This window comes from Paenibacillus hunanensis, from assembly GCF_014645615.1.
In the GTDB taxonomy this organism is placed as follows: Bacteria; Bacillota; Bacilli; order Paenibacillales; family Paenibacillaceae; genus Saccharibacillus; species Saccharibacillus hunanensis.
This window is the reverse complement of the sequence record NZ_BMMB01000019.1, coordinates 13,388-28,886: the sequence shown is the minus strand read 5'-3', so window position 1 is coordinate 28,886 and position 15,499 is coordinate 13,388. Positions and strand designations below refer to the sequence as shown.

The 15,499-nt window shown below is 50.2% G+C and carries 13 protein-coding genes and 1 riboswitch; of the genes, 12 read left to right on the top strand and 1 reads right to left on the bottom strand.

Annotated features, from left to right (window positions below; translation table 11 throughout):
* Window positions 1–34 precede the first annotated feature (34 nt).
* The 9 genes from IEX62_RS22550 (at window position 35) to purF (ending at window position 10,899) form a co-directional block, all read left to right on the top strand.
* A complete protein-coding gene (locus IEX62_RS22550; RefSeq protein WP_188778535.1) occupies window positions 35–1,468 on the top strand; it encodes a phosphopantetheine-binding protein in 1,434 nt (477 codons plus the stop codon).
* Window positions 1,469–1,802: 334 nt separating this feature from the next.
* Window positions 1,803–1,904: riboswitch (purine riboswitch) on the top strand.
* 305 nt (window positions 1,905–2,209) lie between these two features.
* Complete coding sequence (gene purE / locus IEX62_RS22545; protein ID WP_188778533.1) at window positions 2,210–2,707, top strand: 5-(carboxyamino)imidazole ribonucleotide mutase; 498 nt, start codon at window positions 2,210–2,212, stop codon at window positions 2,705–2,707.
* On the top strand, window positions 2,704–3,897 hold the full coding sequence (purK, locus tag IEX62_RS22540) for a 5-(carboxyamino)imidazole ribonucleotide synthase (RefSeq protein WP_373289183.1): 1,194 nt from the start codon (window positions 2,704–2,706) through the stop codon (window positions 3,895–3,897). The genes purE and purK overlap by 4 nt, the downstream gene beginning before the upstream one ends.
* On the top strand, window positions 3,890–5,185 hold the full coding sequence (gene purB, locus IEX62_RS22535) for an adenylosuccinate lyase (protein ID WP_188778531.1): 1,296 nt from the start codon (window positions 3,890–3,892) through the stop codon (window positions 5,183–5,185). The genes purK and purB overlap by 8 nt, the downstream gene beginning before the upstream one ends.
* Window positions 5,186–5,254: 69 nt before the next feature.
* Window positions 5,255–6,148 carry a phosphoribosylaminoimidazolesuccinocarboxamide synthase gene (locus IEX62_RS22530; RefSeq protein WP_188778529.1) on the top strand — a complete coding sequence of 298 codons (894 nt, stop codon included), beginning with the start codon at window positions 5,255–5,257 and terminating at the stop codon, window positions 6,146–6,148.
* Between the two features lie 118 nt (window positions 6,149–6,266).
* Entirely contained in the window at window positions 6,267–6,512 is a 246-nt protein-coding gene (gene purS / locus IEX62_RS22525) for a phosphoribosylformylglycinamidine synthase subunit PurS (RefSeq protein WP_188778527.1), read from the top strand.
* A gap of 4 nt (window positions 6,513–6,516) precedes the next feature.
* Window positions 6,517–7,206, top strand: a complete 690-nt coding sequence (purQ, locus tag IEX62_RS22520) for a phosphoribosylformylglycinamidine synthase subunit PurQ (protein WP_188778525.1) — start codon at window positions 6,517–6,519, stop codon at window positions 7,204–7,206.
* Window positions 7,184–9,433 (top strand): phosphoribosylformylglycinamidine synthase subunit PurL, encoded by a 2,250-nt coding sequence (gene purL, locus IEX62_RS22515; protein ID WP_188778523.1) that lies wholly within the window; start codon window positions 7,184–7,186, stop codon window positions 9,431–9,433. The genes purQ and purL overlap by 23 nt, the downstream gene beginning before the upstream one ends.
* Window positions 9,418–10,899 (top strand): amidophosphoribosyltransferase, encoded by a 1,482-nt coding sequence (gene purF / locus IEX62_RS22510; RefSeq protein WP_188778520.1) that lies wholly within the window; start codon window positions 9,418–9,420, stop codon window positions 10,897–10,899. Before purL ends, purF begins: the two co-directional genes overlap by 16 nt.
* 748 nt (window positions 10,900–11,647) lie before the next feature.
* On the opposite strand, the gene IEX62_RS22505 is transcribed toward purF, so the two are convergent.
* A complete protein-coding gene (locus IEX62_RS22505) occupies window positions 11,648–11,788 on the bottom strand; it encodes a hypothetical protein (RefSeq protein WP_188778518.1) in 141 nt (46 codons plus the stop codon).
* 65 nt (window positions 11,789–11,853) lie between these two features.
* Between IEX62_RS22505 and purM the strand changes: the two genes are divergently transcribed.
* The 3 genes from purM to purH all read left to right on the top strand — a co-directional run bounded on the left by purM (window position 11,854) and on the right by purH (window position 15,414).
* Window positions 11,854–12,897 carry a phosphoribosylformylglycinamidine cyclo-ligase gene (gene purM / locus IEX62_RS22500; RefSeq protein WP_188778556.1) on the top strand — a complete coding sequence of 348 codons (1,044 nt, stop codon included), beginning with the start codon at window positions 11,854–11,856 and terminating at the stop codon, window positions 12,895–12,897.
* Window positions 12,897–13,517 carry a phosphoribosylglycinamide formyltransferase gene (gene purN, locus IEX62_RS22495; protein WP_188778516.1) on the top strand — a complete coding sequence of 207 codons (621 nt, stop codon included), beginning with the start codon at window positions 12,897–12,899 and terminating at the stop codon, window positions 13,515–13,517. Before purM ends, purN begins: the two co-directional genes overlap by 1 nt.
* 349 nt (window positions 13,518–13,866) lie before the next feature.
* Entirely contained in the window at window positions 13,867–15,414 is a 1,548-nt protein-coding gene (gene purH / locus IEX62_RS22490; protein WP_188778515.1) for a bifunctional phosphoribosylaminoimidazolecarboxamide formyltransferase/IMP cyclohydrolase, read from the top strand.
* Window positions 15,415–15,499: the final 85 nt, after the last annotated feature.

Below are 15,499 nucleotides of genomic sequence, written 5' to 3'. Positions count from 1 at the left end.
TAAGATGATGCAATAGAGAAGGGAGCAATAATAGATGGAAATACAGCTGCAAGTATCTGAATCGATGTTAGGCAAGCTCGACCTGCTCATGGAGCGCATTCCCTATCTAGCCGAAACGATTACAGGCGTTACCTATATGGAAACGGATCACACCGTTGTCGTCGCTCTGGATACAGAGGAGAGTGCGGAAGCAGAGGAGCTGCGCGAAGACTATGCTGCCCTGTGTGATAGCCTGATGCAAACCCGTGTCATTAGTAAAACCGTCGTGCGCAGCAATCAATCGGACTCGGATCGGTCAGTGATGTCATCTCCATCGGTATCCAGTGAAGCGTCGGTATCTGCTCCCTATCTGGATGAAACGGATATTACGTTACTGGAGCAGCTGGATCGTTCCTTTATCGAGATTGCGCGACGTCATGGCGCTGTTCTTCGTGAGTATCCTTCTACATTTACCAAAGCCAATATGGCACGCAACCAGTACCATATTAATTTCCCACAAAATATTGTCGGTGTGGCAACTGTGCCGCATCAATTTAAAACGATTAATCGTTTCCGCGAGCAAGCGGCTTCGCATTCGCATCATCAATCACTTGTTCCAACCGGTGAAATTTTGCAGCCTTGTATTTGCTATCATTGCTATGAGGAGCAGCAGGGTAGTCGTTCAGGCAGTCGTCGCATTATGACAGCGAAAGGGAAATGCTTCCGTAACGAGATCGCCTGGCGCAAGGATGAATTCCGTCGCACTGAATTCATGATGCGCGAGATTGTATTCGTCGGTGATCAGCAGTGGGTTATGGATACACGCAATGCGATTATGGATGAGGTGTGGGAGCTATTTACGGGGCTTGGCTTAACAGGCAAAATTGAAACAGCGACAGACCCGTTCTTTTTCAGCCAGGATGTGAAAACAAAGGGCGCCTATCAAATGGTCAGCAATGCGAAGTATGAGCTTGCAGCCATGCGCAATAATGGGCAGGAAAGCTCGATTGCTTCGTTTAACTATTGTGAGGATGTACTGTGCGGCAAATATGATATTCGCGATGAGGACGGCAATGGAATGTACTCAGGCTGTGTTGCATTTGGTATGGATCGCTGGAAGGAAGCCTTTCTGGAGCGCTATGGACGCGATCAGAGCCAGTGGCCGACCTTTACGATTCAAGCGCCAAAGCAAGAGCAGATGGTAGCCGTAGCTGCTACTCCTGTCGCACATAGAGGCTGTAGCGAGGACGCAGAGCAAGCTATCATGCACGTATTACACGATATTTTCCAGACCGAAGTAAACCTGGAGCCAGATGAAGACCTGAATCAAGCAGGGCTCGACTCGATCACCACGATTGATCTGATTGTCGGTCTCGAAGAACGGCTCGGTATTCGCATTCAGGATCAAGACCTGACCGTAGCGAATCTATCCTCGATTCGTACGATTACGGAGATGTTGAACAATAAATACTGTGCAGTGGTCGGTTAAGCACCATCTATCTCATCGTAGATTCCTGTGTCCTCCCCATGCTAAAGGATATCCGCTGATTTCTTCAGCAAGGGGATAAAGCCGTAGGGATTCGGCTACATGTAATCCCCTTTTCTAAACGAAGACGCACTGTTATCACCAGACTCTCTGTCATCCAAAGGGTCTAAGGCGATAACGATGCGTTTTTTTTGCTGTTTTCAAGCTTTACAGCAGTTATGTAGTGAAATAAACCATCAAAATACGAACAATGAAAAATGTGAACTTTTTAACGTTCGCCTTTTAAGTTGACATACCATGGAACTCATTGGTACACTGTGTAACGAAGCTTATAAATAACGTGAATTGTGATTTGACTCGTATAACGCTGGGAATAAGGCCCGGAAGTATCTACCCGAAAACCGTAAATTTTCGGACTACGAGAGCAGGGAATGAACAGGTAGTACAGCCATCAGGCTGTCTACATGCTGTTGCTACATCCGGTACGATCCTCCATGCAAGCGAGGAAGCCGGCGTGTCAGGCACCCGCATTTCATCCGTTCGGTGCTCGGTAGTCCGGAAATCCTGGAAAACAACTGTTTTCTCATGGGTTTGCGGATTTTTTTCTGACTGGAAATCGAAACGTCGATAAATAGTCATTCATTTCCAGTCGCTAACATTGCGCGAACAAGCGAATGCTATGCTTGATAGATAGAGTAGCTAGACTATTGAACCTTTATCCTTTCACAGAAAGTAGGTAATGTCATGTCAGTACAGATCGCTGTCGTGATGGGCAGCAAGTCAGATTGGGAAACGATGCAGCATGCCTGTCAGGTGCTGGACGAGCTGAGCATCCCTTATGAAAAGCAGGTTGTGTCTGCACATCGCACACCAGATTTGATGTTTCGTTTTGCCGAAGAAGCACAGGATCGCGGCATTAAGGTAATTATCGCTGGTGCCGGAGGCGCAGCGCATCTGCCGGGAATGATCGCTTCCAAAACATTGCTTCCCGTTATTGGCGTACCGGTCAAATCGGCTGCGCTGAACGGACTCGATTCTCTGCTGTCGATCGTACAAATGCCAGGCGGCATTCCGGTTGCTACCGTAGCGATTGGTAAAGCGGGCGCGATTAACGCTGGACTGCTAGCAGGTCAGATGCTCGGTGCATTTGATCGTTCCATTCTAGAGCGCCTGAACGAGCGCCGTGAGCGCATTAAGCAGGAAGTGCTGGAATCCAGCGAGACACTGGGAGCTGATGAATGATGAACCCATCTGTACAGGGACGCAAGGGTCGTATCATTGAGCCAGGCTCGACGATTGGGATACTTGGCGGTGGACAGCTTGGACGGATGATGGTGCTACAGGGTGCGCCGCTTGGCTACCGTTTCGTTACACTGGATCCGGCAGACAACGCACCGTGCGGACAGGTGAGCAGCCAGATCGTTGCGCATTATGATGATGTGGAAGCGGCCAAGCAGCTTGCAGAGCAAGCGGATGTGATCACGTATGAATTTGAAAATGTGGATGCTGGTGTTGCCGCATTGCTGGAAGATCAGTCCTACGTGCCGCAGGGCAGTAAGCTACTCTACACCACACAGCATCGTTTGCGTGAGAAACGAGCGATTGAGGCAGCAGGCGCAACCGTTGCCCCGTATGCTGAGGTGAAAAGTGCAGAGCAGACGCTGGAGGCGGTACGCCGTTTTGGTACACCGTGTGTGATGAAGACAGCAACCGGCGGCTATGATGGCAAAGGGCAATTCGTCATTCGGAGTGAGGAGCAGGCTGCACAGGCATACGAGGAGCTTAGCGCAGCAGGAACCGATCTGGTCGTAGAGCAATTTATCGACTTCGCGTGTGAGCTGTCTGTCGTCGCTGCTCGTAGCAGCAATGGGGAGATCAAGACTTTCCCGGTCGCTGAAAATATTCATATCGATAATATTTTACATCTGTCGATTGTGCCTGCACGTGTAGCGGATGAGGTACAGCGCCGTGCAGAGCAGATGGCAGCAGCGATTGCCGAATCGATGGATGCGGTCGGCTTGCTGGCAGTAGAGCTATTTTGCACAGCGGGTGGCGAGCTATATGTGAATGAATTAGCACCAAGACCGCATAATTCGGGACATTATACAATGGAAGCCTGCGCGACCTCACAGTTTGAGCAGCATGTACGAGCGATTTGCGGCTTGCCACTTGGTAGTACAAAGCTGCATATGCCCGTCGTGATGGTGAACATTCTTGGCGAGCATGTGCCGGAGGTACAGCAGCGTATGCTGGTGGCAGATACGGAAGCAGAGCGATTGAATGTCATACCGAAGTACCATTTATATGGTAAAGAAGAGGCCAAACACAAACGTAAGATGGGACATATCAATGTGCTGTGTCATAATAGTGAAGACGCTCTGAATTGGATAGAGCAAACCAACATATGGAGGACGAGAACATATCATGATTGAACGTTATAGCAGACCGGAGATGCGCAACATCTGGAGTGAGGAAAACAAATTCAAGGCATGGCTTGAAGTGGAAATTTGCGCATGTGAAGCATGGGCAGATCTGGGTGTGATTCCGAAGGAAGACGTAGAGAAGCTGCGTGCGAATGCAAGCTTTGATATCGACCGCATTTATGAGATTGAGCAGGAGACACGTCATGATGTGATCGCCTTTACACGTGCCGTATCCGAAAGTCTGGGCGAGGAACGTAAATGGGTGCATTATGGTCTGACTTCTACCGATGTGGTGGATACTGCACTCGGTTACCTGCTGCGTCAGGCGAATGAAATTTTGGAACGCGATATTATCAATTTTATTGAAATTTTGAAGGAAAAAGCACTGGCTTACAAAAATACGCCGATGATGGGACGTACTCATGGCGTACACGCGGAGCCAACGACATTCGGTCTGAAAATGGCGCTGTGGCATGAGGAAATGAAGCGTAATCTGGAGCGTTTCCGTCATGCGGCTGACAATGTGCAGTACGGTAAAATTTCCGGTGCGGTCGGTACATATGCCAACATCGATCCAGCGGTAGAAGAATTCGTATGTAACAAGCTGGGTACGAAGGCGGCGCCGATCTCCACGCAAACTTTGCAGCGTGATCGTCATGCCGAGTATATGGCCACACTGGCACTGGTAGCAACATCGCTCGACAAATTTGCAACCGAGATTCGCGCCCTGCAAAAGAGCGAATTCCGCGAGGTGGAAGAAGCATTTGCTAAGGGTCAAAAAGGCTCGTCTGCGATGCCACACAAGCGTAACCCGATCGGCTCGGAGAACATTTCCGGTCTATCGCGTGTGATCCGTGGTCATATGGTGTCCGCGTATGAAAATGTAACGCTGTGGCATGAGCGCGATATCTCGCACTCATCCGTAGAGCGTATCATTTTGCCAGATGCGACGATGCTGCTGAACTACATGCTGAACCGTTTTGGCAATATCGTGAAAAACCTGACTGTATTCCCAGAAAATATGCAGCGTAACATCCAGCGCACGTATGGCGTACCGTTCTCCGGTCGTGTGATGACCAAGCTGATCGACAAAGGCATGAGCCGTGAGCAAGCATACGATACGGTACAGCCGCGTGCGATGCAGGCGTGGGAAGAACAGCGTTCGTTTAAAGATATTATTTCGGAGACACCGGAGATCACCTCGCAGCTGAGCAGTGAAGAGATCGAGGATGCGTTTAATCCAGCATGGCATCTGAAGCATGTAGATACGATTTTCAAAAAGCTCGGTCTGGACTGAGATAACGGAAGATCAGATCAACCAGAAGGCATACATGTATATACCAACCTGAGGGAGAGGGAACGCAATATGGCAGCACAGGCATTAGCTACGGCAGCGGATCTGATCGATGCGCCGCTCATTTATAAAGGTAAGGTACGAGAGCTCTACGATCTGGGCGAGCATTTTCTGATCGTTGTGACGGATCGTATCTCGGCATTCGACTATGTGCTTGATCCGCCTGTACCACATAAGGGTGAGGTGCTGAATCGTCTGAGCGCCTACTGGTTTGGCGAGACCAAGCATCTGATCGACAATCATGTGGTGCATATCGATGTGGATCAGCTCGGTGATATCGTGCGTGATCGTGAAGCGCTGCGTAACCGGATCATGGTGACACGCAAGGCGGAGCGGATCGATATGGAATGTGTCGTACGCGGCTATATTACCGGTGGCGGCTGGCGTCAATATGAGCAGACAGGCGAGGTCAATGGTATCGCCCTGCCGCAGGGCTTGCGCAAAAATGGTGAGTTCCCTCAACCTATTTTTACACCGGCAGCGAAAAATGATGTCGGACATGATGAGGATATTTCATTCGAGCAGATGAAGCAGCAGGTTGGCGAGGAGCTCGCCGTTCAGTTGCGCGACAAAAGCATTGAGCTGTATGAGTTCGCACGCAAGCAGTGCTTGCAGCACGATATTATTTTAGCGGATTGCAAATTTGAATTTGGACTCATCGATGGCAAGCTGATTCTGATCGATGAAATTTTCACCCCGGATTCCTCGCGCTTCTGGGCCAAATCGAATTATGCCCTCGATATTGAGATTGACAGTATGGATAAGGAGCCCGTGCGTACGTATCTGGCAGGCACCGACTGGGATAAAAACAGTCAGCCCGATCCCCTTCCAGCTGAGGTTGTACAGGCGACAGCGGATCGTTATCTGGCGATTTACGAAAAGCTTACCGGTTCCAAACTTTCGTAATGCCACCGCTAGCTATCGACTCGTTTCATTGATTGGTTAGGTAATACGAATGATTTTGCAGGTGCTATACGATATGAAATGCAAGCTATTCACCATTCCAAGGAGGAACAATGAACCCATGATCAAAGCGACTGTCCATGTGACCATTAAAGAAAGCGTACTTGACCCACAAGGAGCAACTGTACAAGGAGCACTGCATTCTCTCGGATTCAATGAAGTAGAGAGTCTGCGCATCGGCAAATTTATGGAGATTGAGCTGGATACCGACAACCGTGAGGAAGCGGAGCAGCGCCTGAAAGTAATGTGTGAGAAACTACTGGCTAATACGGTGGTTGAAGACTATCGATTCGAACTGGAGGGTTAATTCCATGAAATTTGCAGTACTCGTATTTCCTGGCTCCAACTGTGATATCGACTGCTTCAAGGCAGTAGAGGAAACACTGGGCGAGCCGGTTGATTATGTATGGCACACGGCAACCGACCTGTCGGCTTATGATTGTATTCTTGTACCTGGTGGCTTCTCCTATGGTGACTACCTGCGCTGTGGCGCGATTTCCCGCTTCGCACCTGTAATGAATGAGGTTGTCAAAGCAGCAGAGCAAGGCAAATACGTACTTGGCATTTGCAATGGATTCCAGATTCTGACGGAAGCGCGTCTGCTGCCTGGAGCCTTGCTACGTAACGAATCGATGAAGTTCCGTTGTCATGATACGGTACTCACCGTAACGAATAATGAAACGCCGTTCACACTGGATTATGCAAAGGATGAAGAGATCGTGATCCCGATTGCGCATGGTGAAGGCAATTACTACTGTGATGAAGCGACACTGGAGCAGCTGAAGGCGAATAACCAGATCGTGTTCCAATATGGTGACAATCCGAACGGCTCGCTGCACGATATTGCAGGCATCTGTAATGAGCGTGGTAATGTAGTTGGCATGATGCCACACCCTGAGCGTGCGGTGAATGAACTGCTCGGCAGCACAGACGGCAAGAAAATGTTCACATCTATTTTGAAAGCCTGGAGGGATCAACATGACGCAGCAAACATCCGTTAAGGAACCGACGGCGGAGCAAGTCGCAGAACAGAAATTGTATCAGCAAATGGGCGTATCGGATACCGAATTCGACCTGATCTGCGGTTTCCTCGGACGTAAACCAAACTACACGGAAATCGGCGTATTCAGCGTAATGTGGTCGGAGCATTGTGCCTACAAAAACTCCAAGCCACTGCTGAGACGCTTTCCGACGGATGGCCCGCGCGTATTGATGGGCCCGGGTGAAGGCGCTGGTATCGTAGATATCGGCGACAACCAGGCGGTTGTATTCAAAATTGAAAGTCATAACCATCCATCTGCGGTTGAGCCGTATCAGGGCGCAGCTACCGGTGTGGGCGGGATCATTCGTGACATTTTCTCGATGGGCGCACGCCCAATCGCATCGCTGAACTCTCTGCGCTTCGGTAAGCTGGAGAGCGAGCGTGTGAAGTATTTGTTTGAGCATGTGGTTGCTGGTATTGCAGGCTACGGCAACTGTATCGGTATTCCGACGGTTGGCGGCGAAGTGATGTTTGATGAGAGCTATGAAGGCAATCCACTCGTCAATGCGATGTGTGTCGGTCTGATCGATCACGATAAAATTCAGCGTGGTGTGGCGAAAGGTGTAGGGAATCCGGTATTTTACGTGGGCCCTCCAACTGGACGCGATGGTATCCACGGTGCTACTTTCGCATCCGAGGAGCTGACAGAAGAATCCGAAGCACGCAAAACAGCGGTACAGGTGGGCGATCCATTTATGGAGAAGCTCGTCATGGAATCGTGTCTGGAACTGATCGATAGCGGCATCGTGCTCGGGATTCAGGATATGGGCGCAGCCGGTCTGACCTGCTCCAGCTCGGAGATGGCAAGTAAAGCAGGTAACGGTCTGGAGCTGTATCTGGATCAGGTGCCACAACGTGAATCCGGTATGACTCCTTATGAAATGATGCTGTCGGAATCCCAGGAGCGTATGCTGTTCGTGGTCGAGCCGAAGGATGAAGCACAAGCGATGGAGATTTTCGAGCGCTGGGGCGTTATCTGTGCCAAGGTGGGTAAAGTTACGGACGATGGTCGTCTGAAGCTGTTCCATCACGGCGAGCTGGTTGGCGATATGCCGGTGCACGCTCTCGTTGATGAATGTCCGGTATATAACAAGCCATCCGCAGTGCCTGCTTATTACGAGCAAATGGAAGGCGTAGATACAACTGGATATAACGAAGTAACCGATCTGTCTGGCGCTCTCAAATCCGTACTCGCTTCTCCGACGGTAGCGAGCAAGGCATGGGTATACGATCAGTACGATTACATGGTACGTACGAGTACAGCGGTTCGCCCGGGCTCAGATGCAGCAGTCGTTACCGTGCCAGGTACACGTAAGGCGCTGGCCATGACGACGGACTGTAACTCACGCTTCGTCTATCTTGATCCAGAAGTGGGAGGCAAAATTGCAGTCAGCGAAGCGGCACGCAATATCGTGTGCTCCGGTGCAGAGCCACTGGCGATTACGGATAACCTGAACTTCGGTAGTCCGGAAAAGCCAGAGATTTTCTGGCAAATGGAAAAATCGGTTGACGGTATGGCAACAGCTTGCCGTGCGCTGGAAACACCGGTTATCGGCGGTAACGTCAGCCTTTACAATGAAAATGCACGTGGTTCGATCTATCCGACACCGGTTGTTGGTATGGTGGGTCTCGTTCACGATACAGATCACATCACGACACAGGCATTCAAGCAAGCAGGCGATGTACTGTTCCTGCTGGGTGAAACGAAGGCTGAGCTGGGCGGTAGCGAATTCCAATATATCGTACACGGCAAAACCGAAGGACGTCCCCCTGCACTGGATCTCGTTATTGAAAAGCAATTGCTGGATGGCGTGCTAGGCGCGATTCAAGGCGGTCTGGTACAATCTGCACATGATCTGTCCGAGGGTGGTCTGGCTGTGGCGCTGGCAGAATCCTGCATTAGCGGCAAGCTAGGCGCAGATGTTGAGCTAGCATCGAATGGTCTGCGTAATGATCTGCTGCTGTTCAGCGAATCGCAATCGCGTATTCTATTGTCGGCAACAGCAGACAATGCCGATGCACTCGCGAGTAAGCTGGAAGCAGCAGGCGTACCGGTAACACGAATCGGACAGGTGGCAGCAACAAAAAATCTTACTATTCAAGTGGACGGCAAGCAAGTCCTGGCAGAAGAGGTAGACGCACTTCGCCAGGTCTGGGAGGATGCGATTCCATGTCTGATGAATTAAATGGATTACAGCTTTGGACTGGTGACTATTACAATCAGGGAACCGGACCGAATGATATTTTCGATACGTTAAAGGAGGAATGCGGCGTTTTCGGTGTCTACGGACACTCGGGGGCCGCTTCCCTGTCTTATTACGGGCTGCACGCCCTTCAGCATCGCGGCGAGGAAAGCTGCGGAATTTGTGTGAGTGATCGCAACCAGTTCAACTATCATCGTGGGATGGGTCTGGTGAAGGAAGTATTCGATAAGGATATTATGAGCACACTTAACGGTGATATCTCGGTAGGGCATGTACGCTATTCGACGAGCGGTAGCAGTCATCTCGGTAATGCACAGCCGCTCGTATTCCGCTATCGTGCAGGTGAACTGGCGCTGGCGACCAATGGCAATATCGTGAACGCACCGCAAATTCGGCGTGAGCTGGAGGAAGCAGGTTCGATTTTCCAGACGACCAGTGATACAGAGGTTGTCGCGCATCTGATCGCACGCTCATCCAAGCCGCTGGTGGAAGCGGTGAAGGATGCGTTTCGCCGTATTGTCGGTGGATTTGCCTTTCTCGTGATGACGAACGAGCAACTGATCGTAGCCAGTGATCCGAACGGTCTGCGTCCGCTTACGATGGGACGCCTTGGCGATGCGTACATCTTCACATCAGAAACCTGTGCGCTGGAAACGATCGGCGCGGAAGCGATTCGTGATGTGAAGCCAGGCGAGCTGCTCGTACTGGATGAGAATGGACTGCATGAAGATTCGTATGTAGATGAGCCACAGCGCAAGGCGCTATGCTCGATGGAATATATTTATTTTGCCCGCCCGGATAGCGATATGAACGGTTCTAATCTGCATTCAGCACGTAAACGGATGGGCTCGGTCATGGCGCGCGAAGCGTTCGTCGATGCCGATCTCGTCACTGGCGTACCGGATTCCAGTATCTCAGCAGCGATCGGTTACGCTGAGCAGACCGGTATCCCTTACGAACTCGGTATGATCAAAAACAAATACACCGGACGTACCTTCATCCAGCCGAGTCAGGAGCTGCGTGAGCAGGGTGTGAAAATGAAGCTGAGTGCTGTACGCCGTGTAGTTGAGGGTAAACGCGTCGTCATGATCGACGACTCCATCGTACGTGGTACAACCTCACGCCGAATCGTAAACATGCTACGCGATGCGGGTGCAACAGAAGTGCATGTACGCATCACATCGCCACCTTTTAAAAATCCATGCTTCTACGGCATCGATACACCAGATCGTCGTGACCTGATCGCTTCGTCCAAGTCGGTTGAAGAAATCCGCGAGGAGATCAACGCCGATTCACTGGCTTTTTTGAGTCATACTGGGTTGGTGGAAGCAGTCGCTGGGGATAACAAGCATGACTACAAGGGCGGCATGTGCATGGCGTGCTTCGACAACGACTATCCGACGCAGGTAGACTTCGGTGGCGAAGAACAATTCGGATGTGGGTGTTGAGAAATGGTTTTCTGGGTGGTGGAAAAGAGAATGTGGAGTGGTGCTGAGGACGCTCCGGGCGAGGAATAGGTCGCCGATCGCGGGTTGAACTCGGGTGCCTTGGATTGGGTAACCTCTTGTAGAGGTCGGCACCCGAGTTCAAAGGCGATCTTTGACCTATCTCCTCGCCCTCCGCTCCGCACACTCTCCATCCATTTTCCAACGGAGAAAAGCCCTTCTCGTGGGTAGTAGCAGGGAAGGATTAGAACTTTAAACATTAGATATTCAAACCTCAGACCTCAAACATTCGAGTATTAGGGCTTTGAGACTTTGATTTTTAAGACAAGACTTAGGTCGTTATAGCTCTGATTTTTGGAGTAGGCAGGTTTATGTTCTTTGGGAAATATTAATGTGGGTTAAGTGCGGTGACATCGTACATGTACGATGTGATTGGAGTAAGGGCAGGGCAAGGGCAATGAGGGCGTATAGGGATTGAATGCATGAGACACTCAATCTAAAAATAAAACAAAGCAAAAAAGAAAACAATACGACACACTATGTACAGTGACAGACTGCGTACAACAATCAATACGAATAACGATACAATACAACAAACAACTCAAAACATCTCAAAACATCTCAAAACATCTCAAAACATCTCCCAGCAATCAACACAGGATTCACCCTAATAACCCGACAATGTAGCAGTTACAGTGTTTATCCTGCTACTCCCCCTAATGAGGCGGGAATGGTTTTGGAGCGTAGGAGCTTACTGCACCAAGCGGAGGGGATGGAATCGATCGGGCGCAGCATTTGTAGCTGGCTTTTGACCGCTAAGCGGTCGTTCAAAAAAGCCAGCTACAACGGCGAAGCCCGACCGATCCATCCCCGCAGCGCCCGTAGCAGTCAAAGCACCCCCCCGCTCCACCCCCATCCCCGCCAAACATTTTAACATTTGAAAGAGGTGCGATGGCAGTGTCAGAAGCGTATAAAAAGGCCGGCGTCGATATCGCGGCAGGTAATGAAGCGGTCGAGCGAATGAAGAAGCATGTGAAAACTACGTTTCGTCCAGAGGTGATGACGGATCTGGGTGGTTTTGGTGCGTTGTTCGGTCTGAACAAGGATAAATACGAGGAGCCTGTACTCGTATCCGGTACGGACGGTGTAGGAACGAAGCTGAAGCTGGCTTTTGCGATGGATAAGCATGATACGATCGGGATCGATGCAGTAGCGATGTGCGTGAACGATATTGTGGTACAGGGCGCAGAACCGTTATTTTTCCTCGATTATCTAGCTTGTGATCGTGTTATTCCTGAAAAGATTGAAGCGATCGTGTCCGGTATCGCGGATGGCTGTCGCCAGGCAGGCTGTGCGTTGATCGGTGGCGAGACGGCGGAAATGCCGGGTATGTATTCGGAGGGTGAATATGATATCGCTGGTTTTACCGTTGGAATCGTAGATAAGCCTAAGGTGATCACAGGTAGTGAGATTGCGGCGGGTGACGTGGTGATCGGCCTAGCTTCTAGCGGCGTGCACAGTAACGGATTCTCTCTTGTGCGCAAGCTACTGCTGGAGGATGGTGGCTATGAGCTGACAGCGCAGGTTGCTGAGCTGGATCATGCCGTACTGGGTGATGTACTGCTGGAGCCAACACGTATTTATGTTAAGTCCTCGCTGGCACTGCAAGAGGTGGTACAGGTGAAGGGCATGGCGCATATTACAGGTGGCGGCTTTATCGAAAATATTCCACGTATGCTGCCAGAGAATGTGAATGTCGATATCGAATATGGTAGCTGGCCGATTCTGCCGATTTTCCAGCTGATGCAAGCAAAAGGTGCGATCAGCAATCGCGATATGTTTACAACATTTAATATGGGTATCGGTATGGTGATCGTCGTACCTGCGGAGCAAGCAGAACAGGCGCTTGCTGTATTGGAGCAGCATGGGGAGCAGGCGTATCGTATCGGTACGGTTACAGAAGGCGAGCGTATCGTTACCTTTACCGGAGCGGATGTATAATGAAGCCTGTAGCCATTGCCATATTTGCATCTGGACAGGGCAGTAACTTTCAGGCGATGGTCGATGCGCAGCGTAGTGGGCTGCTCGGTCTGGCTGAGGTTAAGCTGCTTGTGTGCGATAAGCCGAATGCGCCGGTGATTGAACGGGCGCAGCGTGCAGGTGTAGAAACATTTGTGTTCCAACCGAAAGAATATAGCAGCCGTGAGCAATACGAAATGGAGATTGTGAGCGAGCTACAGCAGCGAAGCATCGATTATGTGGTGCTGGCAGGCTATATGCGGCTACTCACACCAACGATGGTCAATCCTTACATGGGAAGGATGATCAATATTCATCCTTCCCTGCTGCCTGCATTTCCGGGTAAGGATGCGATTGGTCAGGCACTGGATTATGGTGTGAAGCTGACCGGAGTAACGGTTCATTTTGTCGATAATGGCATGGATACCGGGGCGATTATCGCACAGCAGCCTGCACCGATTCATCCTGATGACACCGCCGACACGCTGGCTGAACGTATTCATCATATTGAACAAACGCTGTATCCGCGCGTTGTTTCTCAGCTTGCTGCGGGCAAGATTCGTCTGGCAAATGATGGACGGCATGTTACAGTGGAGCAGTAACAGGGACGTTGTAGTATAGTTACGTTTATAAAAGTGTGGTCTTATATGAATCAGTGATAGGTGCAGTTCATGATTGCCTTATACGTGAACAGGTGTAGGCACATTAAATATTTCGGTTTGATTTGAGAAAAGGGAGTACCTTGATCAAGTTAAATTATAGATTTGATTGTGTACTGGCGTATTTGTAGCTCAGGATTTAAAGTTACACTCGGTCAATATCGTAGTAGATAGCGTAGAGTACCGATGTTGCTACGGGTATTGATGGTATTCATGGATGCCATGCTGTTTTGCCGATTACGTTACATGGATCTATTCAAGCTGTACCCATTTGAAGGAGGAATCCCTAATTATGAGTATCAAACGAGCGCTCGTCAGCGTATCCGATAAAACTGGTGTCGTCGATTTCTGTCGCGAGCTATCCGAGCTAGGCGTGGAGATCATTTCGACCGGAGGAACGAAAAATCTACTGGCAGATGCAGGTGTACCGGTTATCGGTATTTCCGACGTGACGGGCTTTCCAGAAATTCTGGATGGACGTGTAAAAACATTGCATCCTGCTGTACATAGCGGTTTGCTGGCGATTCGCGATAGTGAAGAGCATCAGAAGCAGATGGACGAGCTTGGACTTGGCTATATCGACCTGGTTGTCGTTAACCTGTACCCATTCCAGGAAACGGTAGCAAAACCGAATGTGGCATACGAGGATGCGATTGAAAATATCGATATCGGTGGCCCAACGATGCTGCGCAGTGCGGCGAAAAACCATGCTTTTGTAACGGTTGTTGTGGATGCAGACGATTATGCGAACGTACTGGACGAAGTGCGCTCAGGTGGCGATACGACACTGGCAACACGTAAAGGACTAGCTGCCAAGGTGTTCCGTCATACAGCAGCTTATGACTCTCTCATCTCTGACTATCTGGCAGGCGTACTGGAAACACCATATCCAGAGCGTTACACTGTAACCTATGAGAAAATTCAAGACCTGCGCTACGGAGAAAACCCGCACCAGACCGCAGCCTTTTATCGTAAGCCGCTGGCGCCAGCAGGCACGCTGACTACGGCTGAGCAGCTGCACGGCAAAGAGCTATCGTATAACAACATCAATGATGCGAACGCTGCGCTACAGATCGTGAAGGAATTTACGGAGCCAGCTGTTGTAGCGGTGAAGCATATGAATCCTTGCGGTGTAGGCGTAGGTGCAACGATTGCCGAAGCGTACAACAAGGCATATACCGCAGATCCAACATCGATCTTCGGCGGTATCGTAGCGGCTAACCGTGTGATCGATGCGGACACAGCGCAGCCGCTGAGCGAGATTTTCCTGGAGATCATTCTGGCACCAGACTTCACACCGGAAGCGCTGGACATTTTAACGAAAAAGAAAAATATCCGTCTGCTGAAAATGGGCGAGCTGGCTCCGACTGGTGAGCGTAAAGCACAGCCGATCGTAACAATGGTGGAAGGTGGCATGGTCGTACAGGATAGCGATGTACATGCGATCACCGAGGCTGATCTGAACATCGTTACCGATCGTGCACCGTCTGCTGAAGAAATGAAGCAGCTTCTGTTCGGATGGAAAGTCGTGAAGCATGTCAAATCGAACGCGATTGTACTTGCCGCAGACGATATGACTGTTGGCGTAGGCGCTGGACAGATGAACCGTGTAGGTGCAGCCAAAATTGCGATCGAGCAAGCAGCAGACAAAGCCAAAGGTGCGATTCTCGCCTCCGATGCCTTTTTCCCAATGGGCGATACCGTCGAAGCCGCTGCCAAAGCAGGCATTACGGCGATCATTCAGCCGGGTGGCTCGGTCAAAGATGAGGAATCGATCAAAGCAGCCAACGAGCATGGTATCGCAATGGTATTTACCGGAGTGCGTCACTTCAAGCATTAAAAACATGTATAAACTTTCAACCTGCACAGATGCTGTATCGGATACAGCACTTCTGTTGCAGGTTGTATTCCATTTAAATGAACGG

Coding starts and splice junctions, on each gene's coding strand:
- IEX62_RS22550 (WP_188778535.1), top strand. CDS start 35: ATGGAAATACAGCTGCAAGTATCTGAATCGATGTTAGGCAAGCTCGAC.
- purE (WP_188778533.1), top strand. CDS start 2,210: ATGTCAGTACAGATCGCTGTCGTGATGGGCAGCAAGTCAGATTGGGAA.
- purK (WP_373289183.1), top strand. CDS start 2,704: ATGATGAACCCATCTGTACAGGGACGCAAGGGTCGTATCATTGAGCCA.
- purB (WP_188778531.1), top strand. CDS start 3,890: ATGATTGAACGTTATAGCAGACCGGAGATGCGCAACATCTGGAGTGAG.
- IEX62_RS22530 (WP_188778529.1), top strand. CDS start 5,255: ATGGCAGCACAGGCATTAGCTACGGCAGCGGATCTGATCGATGCGCCG.
- purS (WP_188778527.1), top strand. CDS start 6,267: ATGATCAAAGCGACTGTCCATGTGACCATTAAAGAAAGCGTACTTGAC.
- purQ (WP_188778525.1), top strand. CDS start 6,517: ATGAAATTTGCAGTACTCGTATTTCCTGGCTCCAACTGTGATATCGAC.
- purL (WP_188778523.1), top strand. CDS start 7,184: ATGACGCAGCAAACATCCGTTAAGGAACCGACGGCGGAGCAAGTCGCA.
- purF (WP_188778520.1), top strand. CDS start 9,418: ATGTCTGATGAATTAAATGGATTACAGCTTTGGACTGGTGACTATTAC.
- purN (WP_188778516.1), top strand. CDS start 12,897: ATGAAGCCTGTAGCCATTGCCATATTTGCATCTGGACAGGGCAGTAAC.
- purH (WP_188778515.1), top strand. CDS start 13,867: ATGAGTATCAAACGAGCGCTCGTCAGCGTATCCGATAAAACTGGTGTC.